Below are 20,987 nucleotides of genomic sequence, written 5' to 3'. Positions count from 1 at the left end.
TCTGTTCTTGACGCCATACGTCGTGCTGAAGCGGGTCTCCTAAAATTGGCTGGGGACCCGCAAGCGATGTCCGTTATGGGGCACGCCTTCAGACGGTCCGCTTTCGGGCCCCTAGAGGCGAATAGCTGCCGGTAAAGGAGGAATCTCACCGACAGCTTCCGACCCCTTTTTCGTCGCTCAGACTGCATTGGTCACACGCCGGAATCTGGCGTTCTTTCAGTAGCCTGAGAACGGTGGACCCGGGCCCGTCAACGCACTGGCAGTGGTGACGCGTTCAAGAAAGAAACCGCCTTCGGCGCGATTCTCTGTACGCAACGGAACTGGCCGCCTTTCAGTTCTAGTGCGAACTCCTGACAAAAAACCCTCCGGATCACAGATGATCAGCTTGCCGCAATTGCGTTGGCTGCGATCGCTCGCTCAGCCAGATGAATGGTTTAATCAAGGTTCGGTCACATAACTTATTTAAACAGAGAGCCTTGATTTGCAGCCATTATTTTAGTTTACTTACAATTACTACGAGCATGCAGTTTAGTTTGGCGCGGCGGTACCGGGCGGCCTCCCGCTTGGGGGGGGGGGGGGGGGGAGTGCAGCATGCTCTACGCAACTAGGATTTGCGGGCTCGCAGCGTTCACTGTCGCGTGGATGCTATCCGCGCCTACGCAGGCTCAATCTCCGCTAACCGTCGTCGTGGAGACGGAAATCCTCAAGAGCGATCCGTTGCCGGGAATCAAGACGCAGCAGACCGTTAAGGTCGATTTCGCGCGAAAGACCATTAGTCAGGATTTCAAGACCGGTAAAACAGATCTGGGCATCACTCAGCTCGACAGCATACGCAACGACTTCAAGATTGAAGACGTGGTCTTTGCCAGCGGCAAGGCGACATTCACGCTGCAAGGGCAAGCGGGTTCAGGCGTCGGCTTTCTGCCCGACATCGATTACCGATTCAACGTCACCCTATGGCCGGATGGCCATTCGATTGTCCGCGGATGTCACGACGGTTACCCGGCATACCGGGTCACGGTAGCGGGACGGCAGGAGTATTTTTTCCCGCACGGCGAATTCGAGCTCAGCAAACTCTTAGGAGCCTGCGACATCAGGCTCCCCGAAGTCGAGGCCGACAAACCCGGCTTGACAGTGACGTCGACGCAACTCGTGCCCGATGGCGCTGGGACTGGTGCAATCTTCTTCGAGGCATCGTCGCGACACGCCGCAGTGCGTCTGTTCTTCGATGATCCTGTGAAGCGTAGCACACGCGCGCCAGTCTATGCGATTGCCCCCACCCAAGGAAACGACTCCTTAGGATCTTACGCCGTGCTGCGCCGCGCATCCGAGCAGCTTCTGGCCGATCAGGGCAACTTGGGCGCTGTTTCATCCGCCATCATCAAAGGCAGTTGGTCGAGCCTTGTTCAACCGATCATGCTGCCTCATGCAGACTTCCGCTTTATCGTCAGGGCTGATTCGGAAATCGTCAAAGCCATCAACGAGCGTTTGAAAAAGCGGGTGGTGGAACTCAACGAGGAACTGAAGGCCGTGAACACGGCGACGGATCAGGCCGCGGTCTTTCAAATCGCGGCCAAGCTGCTGAATGAGGCTGCAAACGATGACGCCCTCCGGGTTCAGGTCGATTCGACCGGGCGCCGCATGGCTCTTCCGGATCCGACAAAATACGCGTCTGGTTTGGCCTGGTTGATGGCCTACGCCCATCAGAGCGAGGGCCATGCCGCGTTGGCCGGATGTCAGCCTAACTCAGAAAGCGTTCTGCCGTTTAAGGAAACCGGCGACACAACCGTGCTGCGTGCATACTTGGATGTCCTCGCTCAGGCGAACGAAACCCGCGTGTTTTCGGCAGTCGCGGCGGGCTTCCTGATTCCCTCTTCAGGAAGCAAGATATTTATCGCGGACACCGCGCTGAAGGCGTTGAATGCCATCGGAAGCGCTGTGTGGCAAAGCGACATTGGGAGTTTCATGGCGCTTGGACAGATCGACCCTGCCCGAGTCCAGCTCGCGCGTTGCAAAGGTGCGCGCATGCTTCGCGGTCCGATCGATCCCGCCGACTTCGTTATCGAGCGCAGCGTCATGTATGGCGTCGCATCAACTGCTATCGAAGCGGCTCGGGTCGGTCAGCAGAAGGTTCGCTTTTTCGACGCCGCTCGCGCCGTCACGCAGTTGCTTGGCGTCGGGATGGTCGATCTCGCAGACGACGTAGATATAGACAACAACGCGCCTGTTGTCGTGCTCGCGCGCGACCTCATTGCATCTAACGGCTGCATTCCCGAGAACGCCGCGCTGCTTCCCGAGCCTCGTGACCGCGCGCTGTTGCGCCATATCAACGCCGAACTTCTTGTCTTCAACCAACCGCGCATCAAGCAGTTGCTCGCGAGCCCGCAGGGATGGTTCGACCCGGTGACGATGGGCCGCTTCAAGGCGCCCGAGAGTATGTCTGCAGCCCTCTACTTCGATCTTCGCATGGTGGTCGCCGAGCAATACCACGTCGAGAAGCTCTTACGCGGTGAAAAGCTGACGCAGGAAAAGGCGCGTGACGATGCGCTTTCGGCGGCGGAGCGTGCGCTTCGCTGCATCGCGGGCAACGCGCTGTTGCGGAAGCTGCGGGACTCAGGGGTTGGGCTTCAGCATCTTGATCTTCTGGCGTCCGTCGACAGCTTGCTCAAAGCTGCCACCGCGTCCGCATCTTTGCCGCCGTTCGAGCAGCGCTTTTCGTCACTGCGCTGGCGGATCGCCATCGGCTCCGCCTATGTCTTCGCCTTGCATCGTCCGGACGACATCGGCAGCGAAGCATGGGGCAGGCAGTACGTGGCCTATTTGCGCACGCTGTTCGACTCCATGCAGGCCGACGGCCGACGCAACTCTGACGTCCCAGCGGGCCTCAGCGCCCGAATCGAAGGCGTTTTTCGCGGCGCGACGGCGCGCTGGGACGAAACCAGTGGCCTGTCGCAAGTCAAAGGCGCGATGCAGGCGTTCCTTGCACGATCCCCCGACACCGAACTCTATCGTTGCGACCGTTCGGGCGCGGTGCCGATCCTCAAGACCAGCCCGTTCCCCCGGAGTGTTTCGCAACGAGAACGCATCCGTCGCCTGCGCCAGCATGGCATTGGTATCGTTGCACTGCCGTTTGAACTGGCGGCGGAGGGAGGTGCTTTGCAGCCCCACTTGGCGATAGACTCAGCCAATGCCGAAGATTTCTGCGCCGCACTGGAGATTAGGCACTCGGCGTTGGAGTGCGCCGTATCGCCGACGACTTCCACCGGGTGCAGCGTCAACACCGCCGTTTCGCCAGGACGAGACGGAAAGTCCCGCCTGCTGTTGATGGAGAACGCTGTCGGCCTGCGCAGCGATCTCGGCCACCTTGCGCCATTCTTGATGCCCGAGCTGCTGCGCCTGCCGGGAACGGTCGGCCAAGATGACCTTCAACGCGCAGTGGGCGAGTCGGCCAGCCGCGAATCCATATATCGCCGCAACCTCGCTCTGGCCTCGATTCTCAAAAGTCAGACGCGTGCAACACTTCGCGCGCTCAAGGTCAACCAGGAGCCTGCATTCTGGAAGGACCTCGTGGCGCAAGCGGAGGCTCCTGGCGCGAAGAACCCGACCCTCGTGAAGAAGGACGGGACGGCCGACGACGCAGCGATTGAGACATTCGCCGAGGATCACGAACTCGAAGCGCAAATAGCACGCATTGATGCAACCGAAGCCACGCTCGCGAATGCGGTCAAGCCCCTTGCGCAGCCCGCCACAGCCTCCGATGACACCGCGGTCGAGTCCGCTGCCGATCCCGACGATACGGAAACGGCGGGAACCGCCCTCGATAGGCTGAGTGAACTGGAGCCTGGGGAGACAGGCCTTGGCTTCGAGCTCGTGGAAACGGGTCAATCCGAGGCAGGCGATAGACTGCATGATGCAGTTCTGGTCCACCGGCGTTGGCAAGTTGCAAGCTCGGCCGCGATCTGCCCGGCCAACACCGACCCCCAAGCCACCTGCGCAGCGCCTCTCGCGACTGAAGGCGCTGCAGAGCCTGCCGCCATCAGCGGGGAACGCACGCCGCAACGCATTCCGCTTGGCCTGCGGGTCACGGGCCTTGCACTCGACGGGGACGGGCGCCTGCACGTAATCAGCACGCTGGGCGATGCTGATATAGACGTCGATCCGCAGCAGACAAAGGCTGCACTCTACGAACTTGGCCTGCCACGCTCGATCGACCTAGACGCCGTCGACTTCGAAGTCTCGCGCGACATGCGCACGGTCACCCTTAAGGTGAACCTGTCGGTAGCGGGCACCGATGGGCTGCCAATTTCCTTACCTCTCGTCAGGGATGGAGATCTTGTCGATCCGTCAGACGCTCTCAAGGAACAAGCGGTTGCCACGCTCCAATCGCTCCTGATCAGCCAGGCCGATCGGCTTCGATTGGATATTGCCATTGCGGCGGGAGGGGATCTTCCGATCGCCGTGCGACTGAAGGCAGGCTCTGTCAAACCGAACATCGACTGGGCTGGCGGTACATTGACGGCCGCCGCGGAACTTGAACTTGCGATTGGCGGCACGCCAGGTCTCGTGGCCGGGGCAACCGCAGAGTTGTTGATCGATCGAAGCGGTGCTGCTGTCCGCCGCATTTCCTTCGCCGCTGTCGATCCCAAAGCTTTGGTCGATGCGGTCAAGAACCTTGGGCCGTTCAAGGCCCTCTCCGCAATCCCAAGGCTTTCCATCGTCCCGGAAGTTGCCGGCGGCCAGCTCGCTTTCCACGTGCGGGCAGTTAAGGAATTTGATGGCTGCGAGGTCGCCATCGAGGCATCGGTCGATCTGGCAAATCCCAAGCTCGGCTTGGATGCACTGTCTGACGGCATCGCCAGGGCCGCTCGAGATACCGCGATATGCCAGGCCTCCAAGCAGATGAGCGATATCGCCAACTACCTGTCGAACGAGCAGCTCGATCTGTTTGGTCTCAAGGTCACGTTCGACTTTGATGCCGTGCAGGCCCGAGGCGGCTTCGCCTTCGGTCGGCTGCCACTGCCGTTGGAGTTCGTGGCCGGGCAGTTTAGTGCCTGCGATCAGCCTCCAACGCAGGCCCGCCTGGAAGGGTTCGCGATCGAAATCGATGAGCAGCTCGCCAGCTTCAAGGTTGATCTGAGCGGGCTCAGCGGACCGGAACGCCTGGCCTTGGGCGCGGCTCTGCGTTGCCGCTTGATGGCGGCGGTCGGCCCCGTGTCGGGCTTCCTGAGCATAGGCAATGTCGAGATCGGTCGCGGCATCGCTGCCGCTGACCTGACTTTCAGCGGACTGCCCTTCCTTGGCAACATCACCATACGCGTCGACTTCGCCGATCCCGCGGCCGACCCAATGCGGGTTCTGTACGGAGCCATCGTCGACAAGGCGCAAATCACGCTGGCCACCAAACTCGAACAGGCGGCCAGGAATGGTCTCGATCTCCCTGGTGTAGGAGCATTTAAACCCGAGCCCGGCGGGTTCACGTTCGACCTGATCGACAAAGACAGCCTCACGCTGAAGGACGACGGTTCCCTTTCAGTGACCGGCAGGCTTCTGATCGCCGACAGCTATGACGTAAGGGCGCGCATCGTCTTCCCTCTCGATCCAGGAAATCTCGGAGCCTTCCGCATCGAGTTGCCAGATGGTGTCGAGACGGCCTTGCTGGACCAACTCGTCAGCACCGTGTCGAACCTCCTGCCGTTCCCGGGTAACGGCGTGAAGGTTATCGCGCCGCGTGTCGCCAAGCTGGACGATACCGGTCATCGTTGGGGCCTAGTGTTCGGTTTGACCGTTGAGATGGAGCTCGGAGGGCAAGGGTTTCGTATCGCCGTGCAACGCGTGGCGATATCGCTGGACGGCGTCGATCTGGATCGGGAGATCCGGCTCGGGCTCAAGACGCCGATGTATTTCGGCCCAGTCGCATTGTCGCAGATCATCGTCATTTATCATACCGGCAGCGACGGCAGCGCGAAGGGCCTTGCCCTCGGCGCCGACCTGACCGCCCTAGAGCCTCAGCTCGCCAACGTCCTCAAGATAGAATCCATCCTGGACCTCCGCGACATTGATCGAGCGCGCTTCGATCTCAAAGGAAGACTGATCGCGTTCAATTCCGTCGCCCTGCTCGAAGCCACAGGGCTCGTTGACCTGGCCGGACAGGAAGCTCGCTTTGATGCCGCTACGACCGACGCCATAAAGGCGATCATCAAGGCTTCGGCCGAGGGCGAGATCGTCGGCCGCGGAGTAAACCTCTTCAAGGCGAAGTCGTCGATGGAATTGTTGGGTGTCGATATGAGCAGTTCGCTCGTAACATTCTGTACAAAAGCATGCGATCCGCTGTTTCCCGACGGTGGATCTGCGAAGCTAAGCGTTAGCCAGAATTTCCTTTTCGGGACCGGCAATCTCGAAGCTGCGACAGATCTCGAATTCAGCGATCCGGGGCTGAAGGCCGGTGTCGGTCTGGATCTGTTCGGCTGGAAGCCCGGCAAGGCGAGTTTCTCGGCCAGCACTAATCGCACGCGCCTGGAACTCAGTTTCCTTGGTCTTCATGTCGGCATCACGACGCCGACAGTCGAGCTGATGTCGCCGGCGTTGATCGCTGACGTACTGAAGAGCCTACTCGACATCGATCTCAAGAATCTGCTCAAGCTGCCCAAGGATATCGAAATATCTCTGATGAAGGGTGACGGCTCCATCAGCTCAGTCAACCCTGCCGGCAAGGACGGCTCTAGTCAGGCCCCAGGCGGTTCGGACAATGGCGGCGAGGGAGCGGCGGTGCCGGCCGGCATGCCGGCAGGACCGGGGCCTGGCACGGTACCTGCGATTCCGGGTGCCAATGGCGTGCCGCCCGCCGAGGTCAAGAGCACGGGTCCAGCGCAGCCATTCTGGGGTGAAAGCGTCACGGGCATCTACTGCGAGGAGGTCTCGGGATCCGACAACAATGGACGCGTCATCGCGGATGGCGATCGCTACGAACTCTGGGGTCAGGTGTTCAATCCGCCGTCGGCCGCTCAATCCCCGATACTCCAGGGTGTTCATCCCCACCCGAGACCGTCGCCTTGGCACAGTCCCAGCCTTTCTGCTGAAGCCGCGCGGAAAATCTGTGTGGTAGGCAATGGCGGCCGCACATTGGAGCTGTCACCTGATCTGGCCAATGTCGGCGTTGCGCGGGCGCCCATCGGCTCGCGCGGAGGCGGCTGCGAGAACAACATTCCGGATTTCCGTTATTTCCGCTTCGATCGTAGCGACGAAAAACGACGATCGCAGTTCACAAATGCCCAACGCGCGGTGCTTTGCTATCAATTAGGCGCACGGCGTTTTGATATCGAAGCCCGGCTGCTCTGGAAGCTGAACGGCGGCTATCTCGCGATCCTCTATTGTCCGTTTGTGCCGCCGGAGCTCAAGTTGACACTGGAGACGATGCCGGGTTGGTCGGCCGCCTGCGGCGATGGCCAGCCCGGATACATCGATCTGACAGCCGTCGGCGACGAAGCCACGGTGATCGGCGATCGAACAGAACTGGAGCTTATCGAAGACCGGCTGCGCGGGCAGTTGATGAACAGCGGTGCGCCAGCAAAGCCTCACGAGGTAATTGACAGCGGCGAATTCCCATTCGGTAATGCAGTCGTTCGGTTTGAGCAACGAAACGTTTTCGGTGGCGATGGACAGATCGAGGCAATGCGTTTCGATATCGAACTTCCGACCGAGGAGGCCGGGGCTACCCGCGTCGAATTCCTGCGCCTCGCCAAGCCAGATGATCTGAATTCCAGCCTCTGGCTTTGGCTGCAACCTGATCGCAAGGGCATACGGGCCGAGTTGCTGCGCCGCTGGCTCAGCAACGGCAGAAGGCTCGACGTGATACGCTCTTGGCCTGCAGAAGGCTGGCTCGCCCTTCGGCAGTCGCAGGAGGGCAACGCGGAAAGACAGGTCTGGTTGAAGGACATGGGTGCCGCTGAGCCCGGCGTTTGGACGCTCGACGCGCCTATTGCGCCGCCGGGAAGCACCACCCCGTTTGGCACTTCGGAGGTCGGACCTTGGATGGACGGTCTCAAAGCACTGGTTCCGTACTTCAAGGACCAACCGTCCTGGACGCTAACGCTTGGAGCCGCACGTGAGACCGGCATGGCCGTTTATGCTTTCTGGGCCGGGGACAATGCTGTGGTTACCGATGCGTTCGCCGACCGCATGATCGTCCACCTGCATCCGCTCCCGAAGCTCCCCCCAGCCAAAGAGGCTGTTTGGACGGGCGGTGCAAAGCCGCCAGGCCGTTCATTGTGCGGCACGGCGGCAGGCATTGTCCCGAAGATGCGAGAACTCGCCGAGCCGACACTCGTCAATCGCGTCGCGCTGATGAGCGCGCTCACCGATGCTGATGCGATGACAAAGAAGGCAGGCGTGAAGGTTCATGTTTTCGGAGTCTTGGCCGAAGTTCTAGGAGAATGCCAGTGACTGGCCCCGCAGCACAGGTGCGACCCGTCGCGCACAACAAGACTTCGCTCAATCACAAGATGCGTCAAACCCGGGACTGGGCCGGCCATCACCTATTCGACCAGCATCTATCGCTGTCATGGTTAGGTTGGATCGTGATGATGCTTCTGGCGCTCACCTTGGCGCTTGGGACCTATGGCGGATTGCAGAGAATTGCGCAGGCCCGCCTCTTGCGGATCGCCGAAACGGTCGACCTGGCCCAGGCGTTCTGTTCGGGGATGCCCGCACTCAATCAGCATGATTGCGCGGCGAAACCCCAGGAGCCAGCAACGCTCGCGCCGTTCAGCGATGAAGTAATCTGGAGCATGTTGATCGACGCAGGCGTAATCGGCCCGGACACCGTGGCCACTCCAGCCGATCTCGTTACGCAGGCCGGCACCGATCAGGCGCTGGCAAACACGTATAAAGTGCTGAAAGACCCCAAGCGCCGACGGGAGCTCGGTACGAACCTGTTGATCGCTTTTAGTCGCGGTGTCTGTAACAACGATACGTCCCGCGACGCCGACGCGGACCGCGTAGACCTCGCCGATGCCGCCTATGCACCCGCGGTCGCCTATTTCATGACGCGGCTCTATCCATCCGACTACGCCGATGCGTCAGCGCTGAGGAACAGCGCGTTCATGGCGAACGCAGCGGCTGGAGAGTTCGACCTTTCGGTCCTTCGCATGTCGGTGCCGAACTCCGTCACGGACAGCGAAATTACCAATGCGATGCTGCTCAAGTCGCAGGCCACTGACGGCACTGGTTACCGATATGGCAAGGACCGGTGTGGTTCACAGCCAACGGGCGCCGATAACTCGCCCCTATCCGAGCAGGACATGTGGCGCAGCTTCGATCAGATGGAGAAGCTCCTTACCTGGGGCATTGGCCAGATGCGCGCGACGGGCGAGTACAGAAGCGGCGTCTTTTACGTCACACTGATTACTGGGTGGGAGCAGTTCCTGATCTTCCTGGTTGGTTACTTCGCACTCGTTCTTTGCTTGGGTCGGCTGTCGGCTGCGACGATCATGATGAAAATCTCGCAACGCATGATCAGGACTGGTGCCGAAGTCGATCCCGGCCGCGACAACGTCGTCAAGCTTTTGGCGCGAGCTGGGGCACAAGTGCGCTCGCTCGACCCTGGCGAACGCGCCTATTGGAAAGATCAGTTGATGGACGAAATCGCCTCGGCGCGTTGGCCGATGCGTTTTGCAGTCGCCACATTGCCTGCTCTCGGCTTCATCGGAACGGTGCGCGGCATCATGAACAGCTTGACCGGGGCCGATTCAATCGTCTGGGCGACGACGGCTTCCGAGCGAGCCCAGGCCATCAGCACGCTCTCTGCCGATTTGGGACTAGCGTTCGCAACTACGCTTCTCGCTCTTGCCTTTGGCATCCTGCTTTCACTGCTCGCTGCCTTGGAGGTGCGTTATTTCGAGCAATCTATCCTGCCGCTCTTCGGCCACTACGCGTTTGATCCCGACGACAGCGGCAATGAAGAGGCAGAGACAAAACGTGACGGTGTGAAAGGTATCCAACCGTCACCAGCCGGCCCGGCAGATCTAGGCAGGCCTGCATGAGTGACGATGACGACATCTTGATGATGAGTCTGACTGATGCGCTGACCTGCGTGCTCGCCGCATCGGTAGCCCTGTTTCTGATTTTCGTCGTATTTATCAAGCTCGTGCCGTCGGCCGCCTCCAGTTCGGGAAGCTCCAGCATGTCGCGGATGCGCTCCGCAGTTGCAGCCGACCTGAAATCAGGCGATTCCACCGCCCTGCTTCGTATCACGTCCTCCGACTGCTCGACTATCGACGGACTCACGGTCGGCGACACCGCCGACGATTCTTGGGTGATCCGGAGCAGCCAGATAGGTGGCTCCTATTGCGCGCGACTCGCTCGACTACGCGAAGGGTTGATCAAACCGATTTATGTCATCTCGTCGTCCATGCCGGGGTCTGCGATGTCAATGCATCTTGAGGTTGGTTCCGAAGGGTGGCCACAGTCGTCGGCCTTTCCACTGGATCCCAACCGCTTTGTTGCTTGCTCGGGCGGCAGGGTCGTGCTCGCGCTGATCCATAACGATGACGACTATATAACGGCGCCAACAAACGCAGGCTGTCCCTAATGCCCCGCAAGCGCATCCGTGATCGACCGCCAAGCTTGGCGCTGAGTTTCGTCGATACCGTGTCCGGCGGGTTTGGAGCGGCATTTTTTTTGTTTCTTATCTTTGCCTCGCTGCCGATCGAGAGCGAGGCACGGAAATCGGGAGGTGGCCAGCGCTTCCTTGAGATTTGGATGTTTTGGCCCGACAATGCCGGCGTGGCAGAACTTTATCTGACGCACAACGACAATCGGCCGATTCGCTTCACCAGCAGTTTGTTGCAGGAAGATCCGGCGACAGGTCGACTGAAAACAGATTCGGTCGTGCACCCGTTCTGGAGGGAGGGCTTCGCGTCCGGCTTTTCGTGGTTTGGTGAAGCGCACATGTCCGCAGCCGCAGCGCCTGCCGACGGGGCAACGGAAATGCGGGCCACGCGCTTCCGACTCGGCGACCATTGTCCGGGCAATCTGCGCATCTCCGCTACGGTATTCGGGCGCCGCAGCGCAGCCGATTGGTTGACGGGCGGGCCGCTTCCTCCTGTTCCGGTCAAGATCGAACTGATCGTGTCGCCCGGCCACGGCGCGAAGGAGATCTATGAGGGCGAGGCACAAGTTACTTCCGGCAGCATTGAGACGCCAATTGAACTCAAGCGAGACGCGAAGGCCGATTTCAATGTCAAGCTCCACGAGGCGACTGGCGAACAAGCATGGTGCGAGAAACGTTAGAGCGTCGCTCGTCAGACGGCCGAATTGGGGCGCATTGCCCGGATGCTGGCGGCCCGTTGCGCGGTGGCTTTCATGCAGAATTGTCCAGGAGCTGCTAGTTCGCTATCCACCCCAAGCTGGCCATTCAGCTCGCATAAGCCGAACGGCAACTTTGAGGAAATTTCGCAGCCCGTTACAACGGCTAGAATGGGCGCACAAAGCTGCCACGCATCAGCGCTGCGGACCACAAATTTCAGGTCCGAAGGCGGAAATTATTTCCGCTATCCCTGCCGTTGACTGATACCCAAAGCCAGGGCACAAAGGTGGCATCCAGGGTCGCTCGCGATGGGAAAATATAAGGAAACTAAAGGCGATTTCGCTAAGCATCTGAAATCATGTGAGAATCCAGGCTCTCCAGGCAGGCCATTTTAGGCCGGTTGTCCGCTGAAAATCAGCGGCTATTTCTCAGAGAAAAAAGCGACGCCTTCTCAACAACTTGAGCAATTGTGGCTGCGGTTCGCCAGGGCGTCCGTCGTTCCGAACGGGTCTCGCGAAAATTGGCTGGGGACCCAGACATTCTGCATTTGGATGGACATCGAAATTTGGGTATCTCAAATAGCTTGGGGCGTTTCCATCAGCGGACATTGGATCGGCCCACCTCTTTCGTGGTCCAAGCCAACTCACGTCATGATAACGAAATCCTTGCCCGATCGGCTGTCGGGGGCAAGCGGCGCGTCGGTGAGGATGAGGATGGCGCCGGGATGCAGGACCTTTTGCATGGTTGCGACGAAAGACGGGTCAGCGGAGATGCGGGAGATAAGGTTTGCTGCCGTGCTGACCACGCCCGCATCTTCGTCCGAGTTCGCGAACGCAATCCAGCGCATACCTTGTGCAGCCTGATCGAGACTGTCCAGCAGGAAGACATGACTGCCGAGCTTGTCCCTACCGCTGACGGTGATCTGGCCCTCGGCGCGGATCTGCGAATTCTCCACCAGGAGGGCACGTCCGTCATAGGTTGACATGATCACCGATACCACCGGCTGCTTGCTCAGGTCCGTCCAGTCGCTCGGGCGCTCCTTGCCGTGCAGTGCCGCGACCGCGCCTTCAAACTCCCGGGCCGCATAGGCGCCGAGCACCATGCCCGGATGCGTCATGTTATAGGGGTCGGTGGTGGCACCCGAGATAATCACCGGCGTGCCGAGATGGGTGATGCCGAACAGGCGCTCCGAAAATTCCATGGGCAGGCGCACGCAGCCATGCGAGGCTGGATAGCCCGGGAGATTGCCGGCATGAAGCGCGATGCCCGACCAGGTGAGCCGGTTCATGTTCGGCATTGGCGCATCGTCATAGGTGCTGGACTTGTGGTGCTTGTCTTTCTGCAGGACCACGAACACGCCGGTTGGCGTCTCATGACCCGGCTTTCCGGTCGAGCAGGTAGAGACGGCGATGCGGATGCCGTTGCGGTAAACGTGGACGCGCTGCTCCGGCAGGGAGACGACGATCGCCACCGGCCCGGTCCGCTGCCGCTCGGGATGCCAGGTGAACTCGCCGGGCTTCAAGGCCGCGACCTCCTTCATCACTTCCCCGGCCAGGAGTGCGGCGGGACTGCCAAGAAGCGCGACCGCCGACATCCCCTTCACAAAAAGACGCCTGCCCTTGTCTGCCTTCCTCATGGTCGATCTCTTGTTCACAATTTCGACGGGAGAGAGCATTTCAGGGTCGACCGCGGGTGTCCAATGAGTTTCTCTCTTGAATTTTAAATAATCCTCATGAAACGTTAGTTTCAGGCGCATCCACTCCTGCCTGTGGCGGCGTAGTGGGCGCCGAACTTTAGAGCTTGTTGCCGCCTCAAGGATCACGCGATGGATTTCAGGCATAACCTCAGGGCCTTGCACACGTTCGAAACGGTCTCTCGCCATCTCTCCGTCGCAGCGGCAGCGGAGGAACTCGGAGTGACCCAAAGCGCCGTCAGTCACCAGTTGCGTCTGCTCGGAGAAATCGTCGGAGAACGGCTGATCCAGAAACATGGCCGCGGCATCGCCTTGACGGATGCCGGCCGAGACCTCGCGCGACGCCTGCAGCCGGCCTTTGCCGAAATCGACCGCTCGCTGGCCGAAGCGATCGGCGGCACGCGCGATCGCGTGCGGCTTGCGATCTGCAGCAGTTTCGCCCAGGCCTGGCTCGTGCCGCGCCTTCAGTCCTTCTATCAGGCCCATCCGGATATCGATCTGCAGATCCTGATGTATGCGCAGGATCCGGAGCTCTCCGATGCCTCGGGCGATGCCTTCGTGACGACGCTGCCGAGGGACAGAGGCTACCATGCACAGCTACTCTGGCCGGAAAATCTCGTTCCCGTCGTGGCTTCATCTGTTGCGGCACGAAAGAAGGGCTTCCGCTACATCACCACCGAGCTGCAACCCGGCAAGATCGGAAGCGACTGGCAGGCCTATGCCCGTTATGCCGGAAGAGCCGATCTCCTGCCGCTCGACTGTCGATGGCTGTTTGCCTCGCATTATGTCATTGCGCTCGAAATGGTGCGCCGGGATCTCGGCGCAGCACTGGTTCCAGACTTTCTCGCACAACCAGAACTGGATGCGGGACAGCTTGCACTTCTCGATCCGGCGAAGCTCCCGACACACGAGGACTACCACCTCTGCATCAAGGAGAGCCGCCGCACTGAGCCTGCTCTGGACGCGTTGATCCGCTGGTTCAGGCTGGAGCTCGGAAAATCCCAGCGATGCGCGCAGAAGGAGACCCTGAAGCTGGTGCAACCATGAGACTTTCTCATATTAGACTAATTTAATTCACTGGTTCGCAAGCTTTCAGCATGCCAGTCTGAGGACATCGGAAGGTTGCAAGGCAGCCATTCTAAGCCTTCCCAACGGGAGATGTCCGATGCGTCGGTGGCGTGCGTTCTTGGGTGGAGTGATTGCGGCGGCGCTTCTTGTCGTCGCCGATGCGGGGCCACAGACGGCGGTCGCGCAGGAGCGGAATGTCCGCGTCGAATTCGGCCGAGGCCAGAGCTCGACGGTCATCCGTGGCACGGTGCGCGGCTATGAAGGCGCAAATTACCGGATCAACGTCCGGGGTGGCCAGCGTCTCGCCGTCACGATGGACAGCTCCAACGGCAGCAACTACTTCAACATCCTCGGCCCCGGCGGCGGCGACGCGCTGTTCAACGGCTCGATCTCGGGCGATTTTGCCGACATCATCGCTCCCGATAGCGGCGACTACGTCGTGCAGGTCTACCTGATGCGCAATGCCGCGCGTCGCAACGAGCAGGCGCGGTTTACGCTTCGCATCGAAGTGACGGGCGGCCGACCGATCGCGCCGCCCCAGCCAAACTTTGCCGACGGCCTTTCGGGCGGGCCGGATTTCTTTCAAGTGGCCGGCATCTCACCGGGCGATGCCCTGAACATCAGAACGCGGCCCTCGGCGCAGAGCCCGATCGTCACCCGGGTGGTCAATGGAGAGATCCTGCGCAACGGCGGATGCCGGATGACCGGCCAGACGCGCTGGTGCCGTGTTTCGCGCCCCGATGGCAGCGCATCCGGCTGGGCGGCCGGTCGGTTTCTGATCGAAGCGAGCAACTGAGAGGCTCGCGAACGGTAGGGCAGACACAACGACAATAGGGGGAGAAGGCATGAAGACGTACCTGGTCACCACCAGCATGATCTGCATCACAGCCGCAGTCCTGTCCGGCTGCACCTCGGATGGCAGTTCACAAATGCCGCCGATGGCGTCGACCCAGCCCCTGATGGACGAGAGCGTTCCGCCAGCGGCCCGCAGTGCCTGCCTCGCCGCCGTGTCGAACACCACGAACAACGGCGATGTGCAGATCACGGAGATGATCTTCTCGGAAGCCAATTCGCAGGTGACCGTCGGCGTCGGTCCGACGCGGGCGCCTTGGCGCTGCCTCGTTTCGAACAGCGGCGTGGTCGCGAACGTGATGTCGCTGACGAACGAAGGTTCGCTCTGATCGGACCGATGACGGTGCCGGCCTCCCGGCATCGGCTTTACGCGCAAGAGGTGGCAAAGGCCACCGGATGGCATCTGTCATGCTCGACCGTAGAGGGAACTCCATGCTGCGCCTGACTTCGCTTGCCCTTCTGTATCTGCCGGCATCCGTGGCCGCATCGGCCGCCGACCCGGTACCGGTGCCGGACATCGGACCGGACCAGTTGTCGTTCTCGATCACGAACATGGATCCATCCGTGGATCCGGGCACGGATTTCTACCGCTATGCCGCAGGCGGGTGGCTCGACCGCGTCGAGCGGCCGGCCGATCGCGTCAGCATCGATACCTTCGACTTCATGGGTCGGAGACTGACTGCGCAGATGCAGATCCTGATGGCAGAGGCCGGCGAAAAATCGGCGACAGCAGAAAAGGGCAGCCCGCTGCAGCAGGTCGGCGCCTTCTACAATGCCTACATGGACACCCCAGCGCTTGACGCGAAAGGCATCACGCCGATCGAGCCGGAACTGGCGCGGATCGATGCTATAGCAAGCATGGACGATCTTGCGACCTATCTCGGACGCTACATCACCGTCGCCGGTGAGGTGGCTCTGATCGGCCTCGTTCCGTCGACCGACCAGGCCGATACAACGAAGACGGCTCTCTTCCTTGTCGAGGGATCCCTGATCTTCAATCAGGAAAACCTCTACGACGCCCCGCCTAGCTCGGAACTCGACCTCGCGCTTCGCGGCAACCTGAGGCAGGTGCTGGAAACCGCCGGCTATGACGCAGAGCGCGCCGCCGCGGTGGTCGACATGATCGCCGATCTCGAACGGGAGCTGCATTCGGCCACATTGACGCCGGTCGAGGCCATGAACCCCGCCAACAGCTATCAGCCGAAAGGCTTCGCGGATATCCAGGCGGAGATCCCCACCCTTGATCTCGGCAAGGTGCTGGCTGCTGTCGACGTCGCGCCACCGGACAGGATCGTCCTCACCCAGCCGCGCTATCTGGCCGCCCTTGAAAATATGCTCAAGGACCGTCCGATCGGGGACATCAAGGACTATCTGAAGGTCAGGGTGATCAACCACTTCAAGCCGTATCTCGGCACCCGCTTCGATGCGACCTCGAAGGCGTGGAACAGGATCGTCTACGGCATCGATCGGCTTCCACCCCGGTCGGAGCTGGTGCAATCGGCCCTGCAGTCCAATCTCGGCCATCCGGTTTTACGCCTGTATGTCGAGCGCCACTTCACCGAAGATACCAAGGCGAAAGCACGGGACATGGTGGAGCGCGTCCACCAGACCTTCCAGAACCGCATGCAGACGAGAGACTGGCTGGCACCGGAGACCAAGAAGGCTGCCCTCGAGAAGCTGGAGAAGCTGTCCTACAAGATCGGCTACCCGGAAAGCTGGATCGACTACGGCTCGGTGGAGATCCGCGCGGACGACCTTGTCGGCAATATCATGCGGCTCACCGCTTTCGATGCGGGCCGCACCTATGCCAAGCTCGGCAAACCCGCCGTCAGCGAAGACTTTTCCGACAGCCGCACGACGCTGCCTGTGATTATCAATGCCGGCTATAGCATGTCAAAGAATGGCTTCGAAGTTCCGGCGGCGATCCTGCAACCGGCCGCCTTCGAGGCGGAAAAGGACGCAGCCACCTACTTCTGCCGCATCGGCGCCGTGCTCGGCCACGAGATGACCCATGGCTTCGACAGCCGCGGCCGGCTCTACGATGCGAAGGGCAATCTAAACGACTGGTGGAAGCCTGAAGATGCTGCAGCCTTTGAGAAAGAAGCGCAGAAGCTGGTAGAGCAGGCCAGCGCTTATGAGGTGCTGCCGGGGCTGAAGCTCAACGGCGCGCTCAGCGTCGGCGAAAACATGGCCGATGTCGGCGGCATCAACTTCGCCTACGAGGCGCTGCAGGATTATCTGGCCGAGCATCCGGAAGAAAACGTCAGCATCGATGGTCTAACCCCGGCACAGCGCTGCTTCATTTCCTGGACCCAGTTCTGGGCGATGAAGGTCACGGATCAGGCGATCCGCACTGTCTTCATGAGCAATGCCCATCCGCCAGGATTCTATCGCGCCACCGCGGCCCTCAAGCATGTCGATGCCTTCTACGAAGCCTTCGATATCAGCGAGGGTGACAAGGAATGGCTCCCGCCGGAGCGACGCGTGAGGGCCTGGTGAAGCTGCCATCAGATCTTGAAGCAAATAGGTGCAAAGGAGAGTGACCATGAAACGCATCATCGCATTGTTTGCGGCGACCATACTGGCCTTCCAGGTTGGCATGCCCCAGGCCGAGGCCGGCATGAGCGACAAGGACAAGGCAGCCGCCGCCGCAGCGGCCATCGCCCTCCTCGGCATCGCCGCCCTGGCACACAACAAGCATCACTATCAGGAGGGTTACGAACCCGGTGATGGCGAGGAGATGGCGGAGTTCGAACGCGGCTATCGGGATGGCGTCCATGGCTATCCCTATTGGGAGCAGAACCGCACCAGGGGATACGCCGAAGGCTATCAGGCCGGCAACACGGAGCGGGAACATTCGATGGCCCATCGCCAGCAGGCAAGCGGAGCCAAGGCGCCGCCCATGGCCTATCAGGGCTGCGCCCAGATCGTGGCGCAGAACTTCGCTGTCGGCACGCATCAGGTCCACTTCACCAAGGCGCGCTCTCCAGGCAAGCATGAATGGCTGATCGAAGCTGCAGTCGGGCGGCAGTACATGACCTGCAAGATGCGGGACTCTGGAGAACTGATCGATCTCACCGGCGGCCGCCTCTGAAATGCCTAGTGGGTCGCAGCGCTTCATGCTGCGGCTCATTCTCACGATGAAAAATACGTCAAAGAGGGGTTTTGCAATGGACTATACCGGCATCCTGGCCTTGATCTCGTTCCTCACCGGCAATGCCGAGGACGGATTTTCCTCCTTGAAGGTGGCTACCGCAGGGAACGCGCCGATCACCCAGATCGTCTGCCCCCGCCCGCTTCCCGTCAACGAGATCGAAGGCAAGACCGTCTTTTGCGGAACGGTGCAGGTTCCCGAGGATCATGCGAGCCCTGACGGCAGAAAGATCAGCCTCGAATTTGCGATCCTGAAGTCGCATTCGCTCTATCCCGAAAGCGACCCGCTCGTTTATCTCCAGGGCGGTCCCGGCGCCAGCGCGATGGTGCAAATCCCGCTGCTCGCCGGTGCCTTCGAACCCTGGCGCAAGACGCGCGACGTCATCTTTTGGGACCAGCGGTCGGCCGGTCTCTCGGGCCAGTCGGTCAAGTGCTTCAATGCCTTGGCCTCCAACGCGGCGAAAATTGCCAAGAAGGAATATACGACCACTGCCATCGACGGATCGAACGAGAGCAACAACACCATCGCCGATTGCCTGCGGGAAATCGAAGCCGCCGGCATCGACATCTCCAAATACAACACCACCGAAAATGCCAAGGACGTCTCAACGATCATCCAGGCGCTCGGCTACACGAGCTACAACATGTATGGCGTGTCCTACGGCACGAAGCTCGCGCTCGAAACCATGCGGGTCGCGCCTGAGGGCATCCGCGCCGTGATCATCGACGGCGTTGCCCCATCCTGGGTGAAGCTCTACGATACCTTCGCGCAGAAGGTCAGCGAGCCGATCGAACACGTGGTCGAACAGTGCAAGGCGGATGAGACCTGCAACGCCACCTTCCCGGAACTCGACAAGGTGATCATTGAGACGCTGCATGCCGCCAAGGCCGGCAAGGTCATCCACCAGGGCAAGCCGATAGAGCCGAAGACGATCTTCCGTCCCTTTGAGGAGCGCAACGCGAAATACGGCAACCTGTCGATGACGCCTTACCTTCCCGCCTTCATCTACGAGCTTCATCGCGGCAAGGAGATGCCGACCGTCGACCTGCTGGTCGGTCGCGACTTCGTCATGCCGATGCCCGGCGACGATGACGTCGCCAAGGCCTCCGCAACGCTGCCCAAGGCCCAGCGTGCGTTGATCGGGACGCTCGCGGACAATGCCGTGATTTCGGCGAGGATCGACCGCTCCAACCAGAATGTCGTGGAAGAACTGCGCGACGAGATCGATGCGGAAAAGAACTATGGCCGTGTCGCCACCCTCTTCGACTCCGAACTCGAAAAGGCACTGATTGCCGCACGCGGGAGCGATGACGCAAAGGCTGCCAGCATGGTTGCCGACTACGCCGCCCTGCAGAACATCAATGCGTCCAAGGAAGCGCTTGTCACATTCGTCAAGACTCATACCAGCGGCGAGGCCTCAACCCGTCTGGCGGCCCTGATCGACAGCATGAGCGAGGCCGAAGTCGCCGGCTACTTCGCCATCATCCAGCGGGATATAGCCAAATCGGAGGAAGCCTTCTTCGGCGACCTCTACCTCTTCAACTATGCCTGTCAGGAGGACCTGCCATTCAACAGTTTCGAGGGCTATCAGAAATTCACCGCCGCCCAGGAATACCCCTATATCGGCGATGATGCCGACGAAGCGGCCCGCTTCGTCTTCGGTTCCTGCATTCCCTTCAAACAGGTTCAGCGCGACAACTGGCAGGTCCCGGTAAAAAGCGACATTCCAACACTCTCGATCGGCAGCCTCTACGACAGCCAGACACCGGCAAGCTGGGCCAAAGTCGCGACCGAAGAACTGACCAATGCACAGGTCTTCATGATCCCCGAGGCCGGCCATGGCGCCCTGCTCTACCAACCTTGCGTGGCAGACATGGGCGTGGCCTTCATCAACCAGCCCGGTCGCAAGCTGTCGAATGATTGCGCGGAAAGCATCAAGATCGAGTGGCATATCCCGGACTGGGCAAAGGCAGCAAAGTGAGGTCAGCCACTTGGCTTACCGGCAACGAACCAGGGATTTAAGGAATGCAACAGAGGGTGCTCGGCCACTCTGGCTGCGGATCCTGCAGTTTCCGCTGATACGGATCGTGGTGCTCGCCCCTGTGCTGTTCGTGCTGATGGGCATCAGCAACGGCTTCTGGGGCGGGCAGTTTGCTGACCGCCCGCTGCTTGCGATCGGCAGTGCTGCTGTGATGGCAGCTCTTGCGATCGTCGTTTATGTAACATTCGTCCGCTTCGTCGAAAGACGCCCGGTCAGCGAATTGGCGCGGGCACCGCTGGCGCGCGAACTGGGAGGGGGGCTTCTAGGGGGCGCCGGTCTCTATACGCTGTGCGTGCTAATCCTGATGGTGCTCGGCGTTTACCGCGTCGATGGGATCAACCCCTTCCTCCTCATCCTGCCGTCAATCGCTATGGCGATCAGCTCCAGCGTCTTCGAGGAACTGCTGCATCGGGGCGTGATCTTCCGCAATTTGGAGGAACTCGCCGGAAGCTGGATTGCACTCCTGGTCTCGGCTCTGATTTTCGGGCTCCGTCACCTCGGCAATCCGGAAGGCACGCTGATCGGCGCGCTGGCAATCACCGTGGAGGCCGGTCTGCTGCTCGCCGCGCTCTTTATCCTCACCCGGCGCCTTTGGCTCAGTATCGGTTTCCACATGGGCTGGAACTTCGTGCAAAGCGGTATCTATTCGGGCTCCGTCTCCGGTGCCTTCGAACAGCCCGGTCTGTCCAAGTCGACACTCGAAGGACCAGAATTCCTGACAGGCGGCAGTTTCGGCATGGAGGGCAGTGTGGTGGCGTTTGGCCTCTGCACCCTAGCCGGTCTGGTCGCACTGCACAGGGCGGCCAGACGCGGCAACCTGGTTCCATGGACGTTCAAGCTCAGATGAATCCTGCTGCAGACTGTGGCGCAAGTTGAT

Annotated in this window: 12 protein-coding genes; 11 read left to right on the top strand and 1 reads right to left on the bottom strand. The window is 60.6% G+C overall.

What is annotated here, in order from left to right; translation table 11 throughout:
- Window positions 1-591 precede the first annotated feature (591 nt).
- From C0V73_RS07255 to C0V73_RS07240, 4 genes are read left to right on the top strand one after another with little or no spacing between them, the layout of a single operon-like run.
- Window positions 592-8,439 carry a hypothetical protein gene (locus C0V73_RS07255; RefSeq protein WP_143708317.1) on the top strand — a complete coding sequence of 2,616 codons (7,848 nt, stop codon included), beginning with the start codon at window positions 592-594 and terminating at the stop codon, window positions 8,437-8,439.
- Window positions 8,436-10,037, top strand: coding sequence for a MotA/TolQ/ExbB proton channel family protein (locus tag C0V73_RS07250; protein ID WP_172450093.1), 1,602 nt, complete (start codon window positions 8,436-8,438; stop codon window positions 10,035-10,037). The genes C0V73_RS07255 and C0V73_RS07250 overlap by 4 nt, the downstream gene beginning before the upstream one ends.
- Window positions 10,034-10,585 (top strand): hypothetical protein, encoded by a 552-nt coding sequence (locus C0V73_RS07245; protein ID WP_102019321.1) that lies wholly within the window; start codon window positions 10,034-10,036, stop codon window positions 10,583-10,585. The genes C0V73_RS07250 and C0V73_RS07245 overlap by 4 nt, the downstream gene beginning before the upstream one ends.
- Entirely contained in the window at window positions 10,585-11,286 is a 702-nt protein-coding gene (locus C0V73_RS07240) for a hypothetical protein (protein WP_102019320.1), read from the top strand. The genes C0V73_RS07245 and C0V73_RS07240 overlap by 1 nt, the downstream gene beginning before the upstream one ends.
- Window positions 11,287-11,945: 659 nt before the next feature.
- Here the strand turns inward: C0V73_RS07240 and C0V73_RS07235 are convergent.
- On the bottom strand, window positions 11,946-13,058 hold the full coding sequence (locus C0V73_RS07235) for a L,D-transpeptidase (protein WP_245407905.1): 1,113 nt from the start codon (window positions 13,056-13,058) through the stop codon (window positions 11,946-11,948).
- Window positions 13,059-13,127: 69 nt separating this feature from the next.
- On the opposite strand from C0V73_RS07235, the gene C0V73_RS07230 reads away from it, so the two are divergent.
- The 7 genes from C0V73_RS07230 (at window position 13,128) to C0V73_RS07200 (ending at window position 20,957) form a co-directional block, all read left to right on the top strand.
- Window positions 13,128-14,042: a LysR family transcriptional regulator gene (locus tag C0V73_RS07230; RefSeq protein WP_102019319.1), complete on the top strand. Its 915-nt coding sequence runs from the start codon at window positions 13,128-13,130 to the stop codon at window positions 14,040-14,042.
- Window positions 14,043-14,160: 118 nt separating this feature from the next.
- Entirely contained in the window at window positions 14,161-14,859 is a 699-nt protein-coding gene (locus C0V73_RS07225; RefSeq protein WP_245407904.1) for an SH3 domain-containing protein, read from the top strand.
- Between the two features lie 49 nt (window positions 14,860-14,908).
- Window positions 14,909-15,244, top strand: a complete 336-nt coding sequence (locus C0V73_RS07220; protein ID WP_245407903.1) for a hypothetical protein — start codon at window positions 14,909-14,911, stop codon at window positions 15,242-15,244.
- 79 nt (window positions 15,245-15,323) lie between these two features.
- Window positions 15,324-17,414: a M13 family metallopeptidase gene (locus C0V73_RS07215; protein ID WP_245407902.1), complete on the top strand. Its 2,091-nt coding sequence runs from the start codon at window positions 15,324-15,326 to the stop codon at window positions 17,412-17,414.
- A gap of 46 nt (window positions 17,415-17,460) precedes the next feature.
- Entirely contained in the window at window positions 17,461-18,009 is a 549-nt protein-coding gene (locus C0V73_RS07210; protein ID WP_102019318.1) for a hypothetical protein, read from the top strand.
- A 76-nt stretch (window positions 18,010-18,085) separates the two neighbouring features.
- Window positions 18,086-20,050, top strand: coding sequence for an alpha/beta hydrolase (locus tag C0V73_RS07205; protein WP_172450092.1), 1,965 nt, complete (start codon window positions 18,086-18,088; stop codon window positions 20,048-20,050).
- Between the two features lie 106 nt (window positions 20,051-20,156).
- Window positions 20,157-20,957: a CPBP family intramembrane glutamic endopeptidase gene (locus tag C0V73_RS07200; RefSeq protein ID WP_245407901.1), complete on the top strand. Its 801-nt coding sequence runs from the start codon at window positions 20,157-20,159 to the stop codon at window positions 20,955-20,957.
- The last annotated feature ends 30 nt before the right edge of the window (window positions 20,958-20,987 follow it).

This window comes from Rhizobium sp. TH135 (assembly GCF_002855515.1).
Taxonomy (GTDB): domain Bacteria; phylum Pseudomonadota; class Alphaproteobacteria; order Rhizobiales; family Rhizobiaceae; genus Allorhizobium.
The sequence above is the reverse complement of the archived record's forward strand: the minus strand, read 5'-3'. Positions and strand labels throughout refer to the sequence as shown.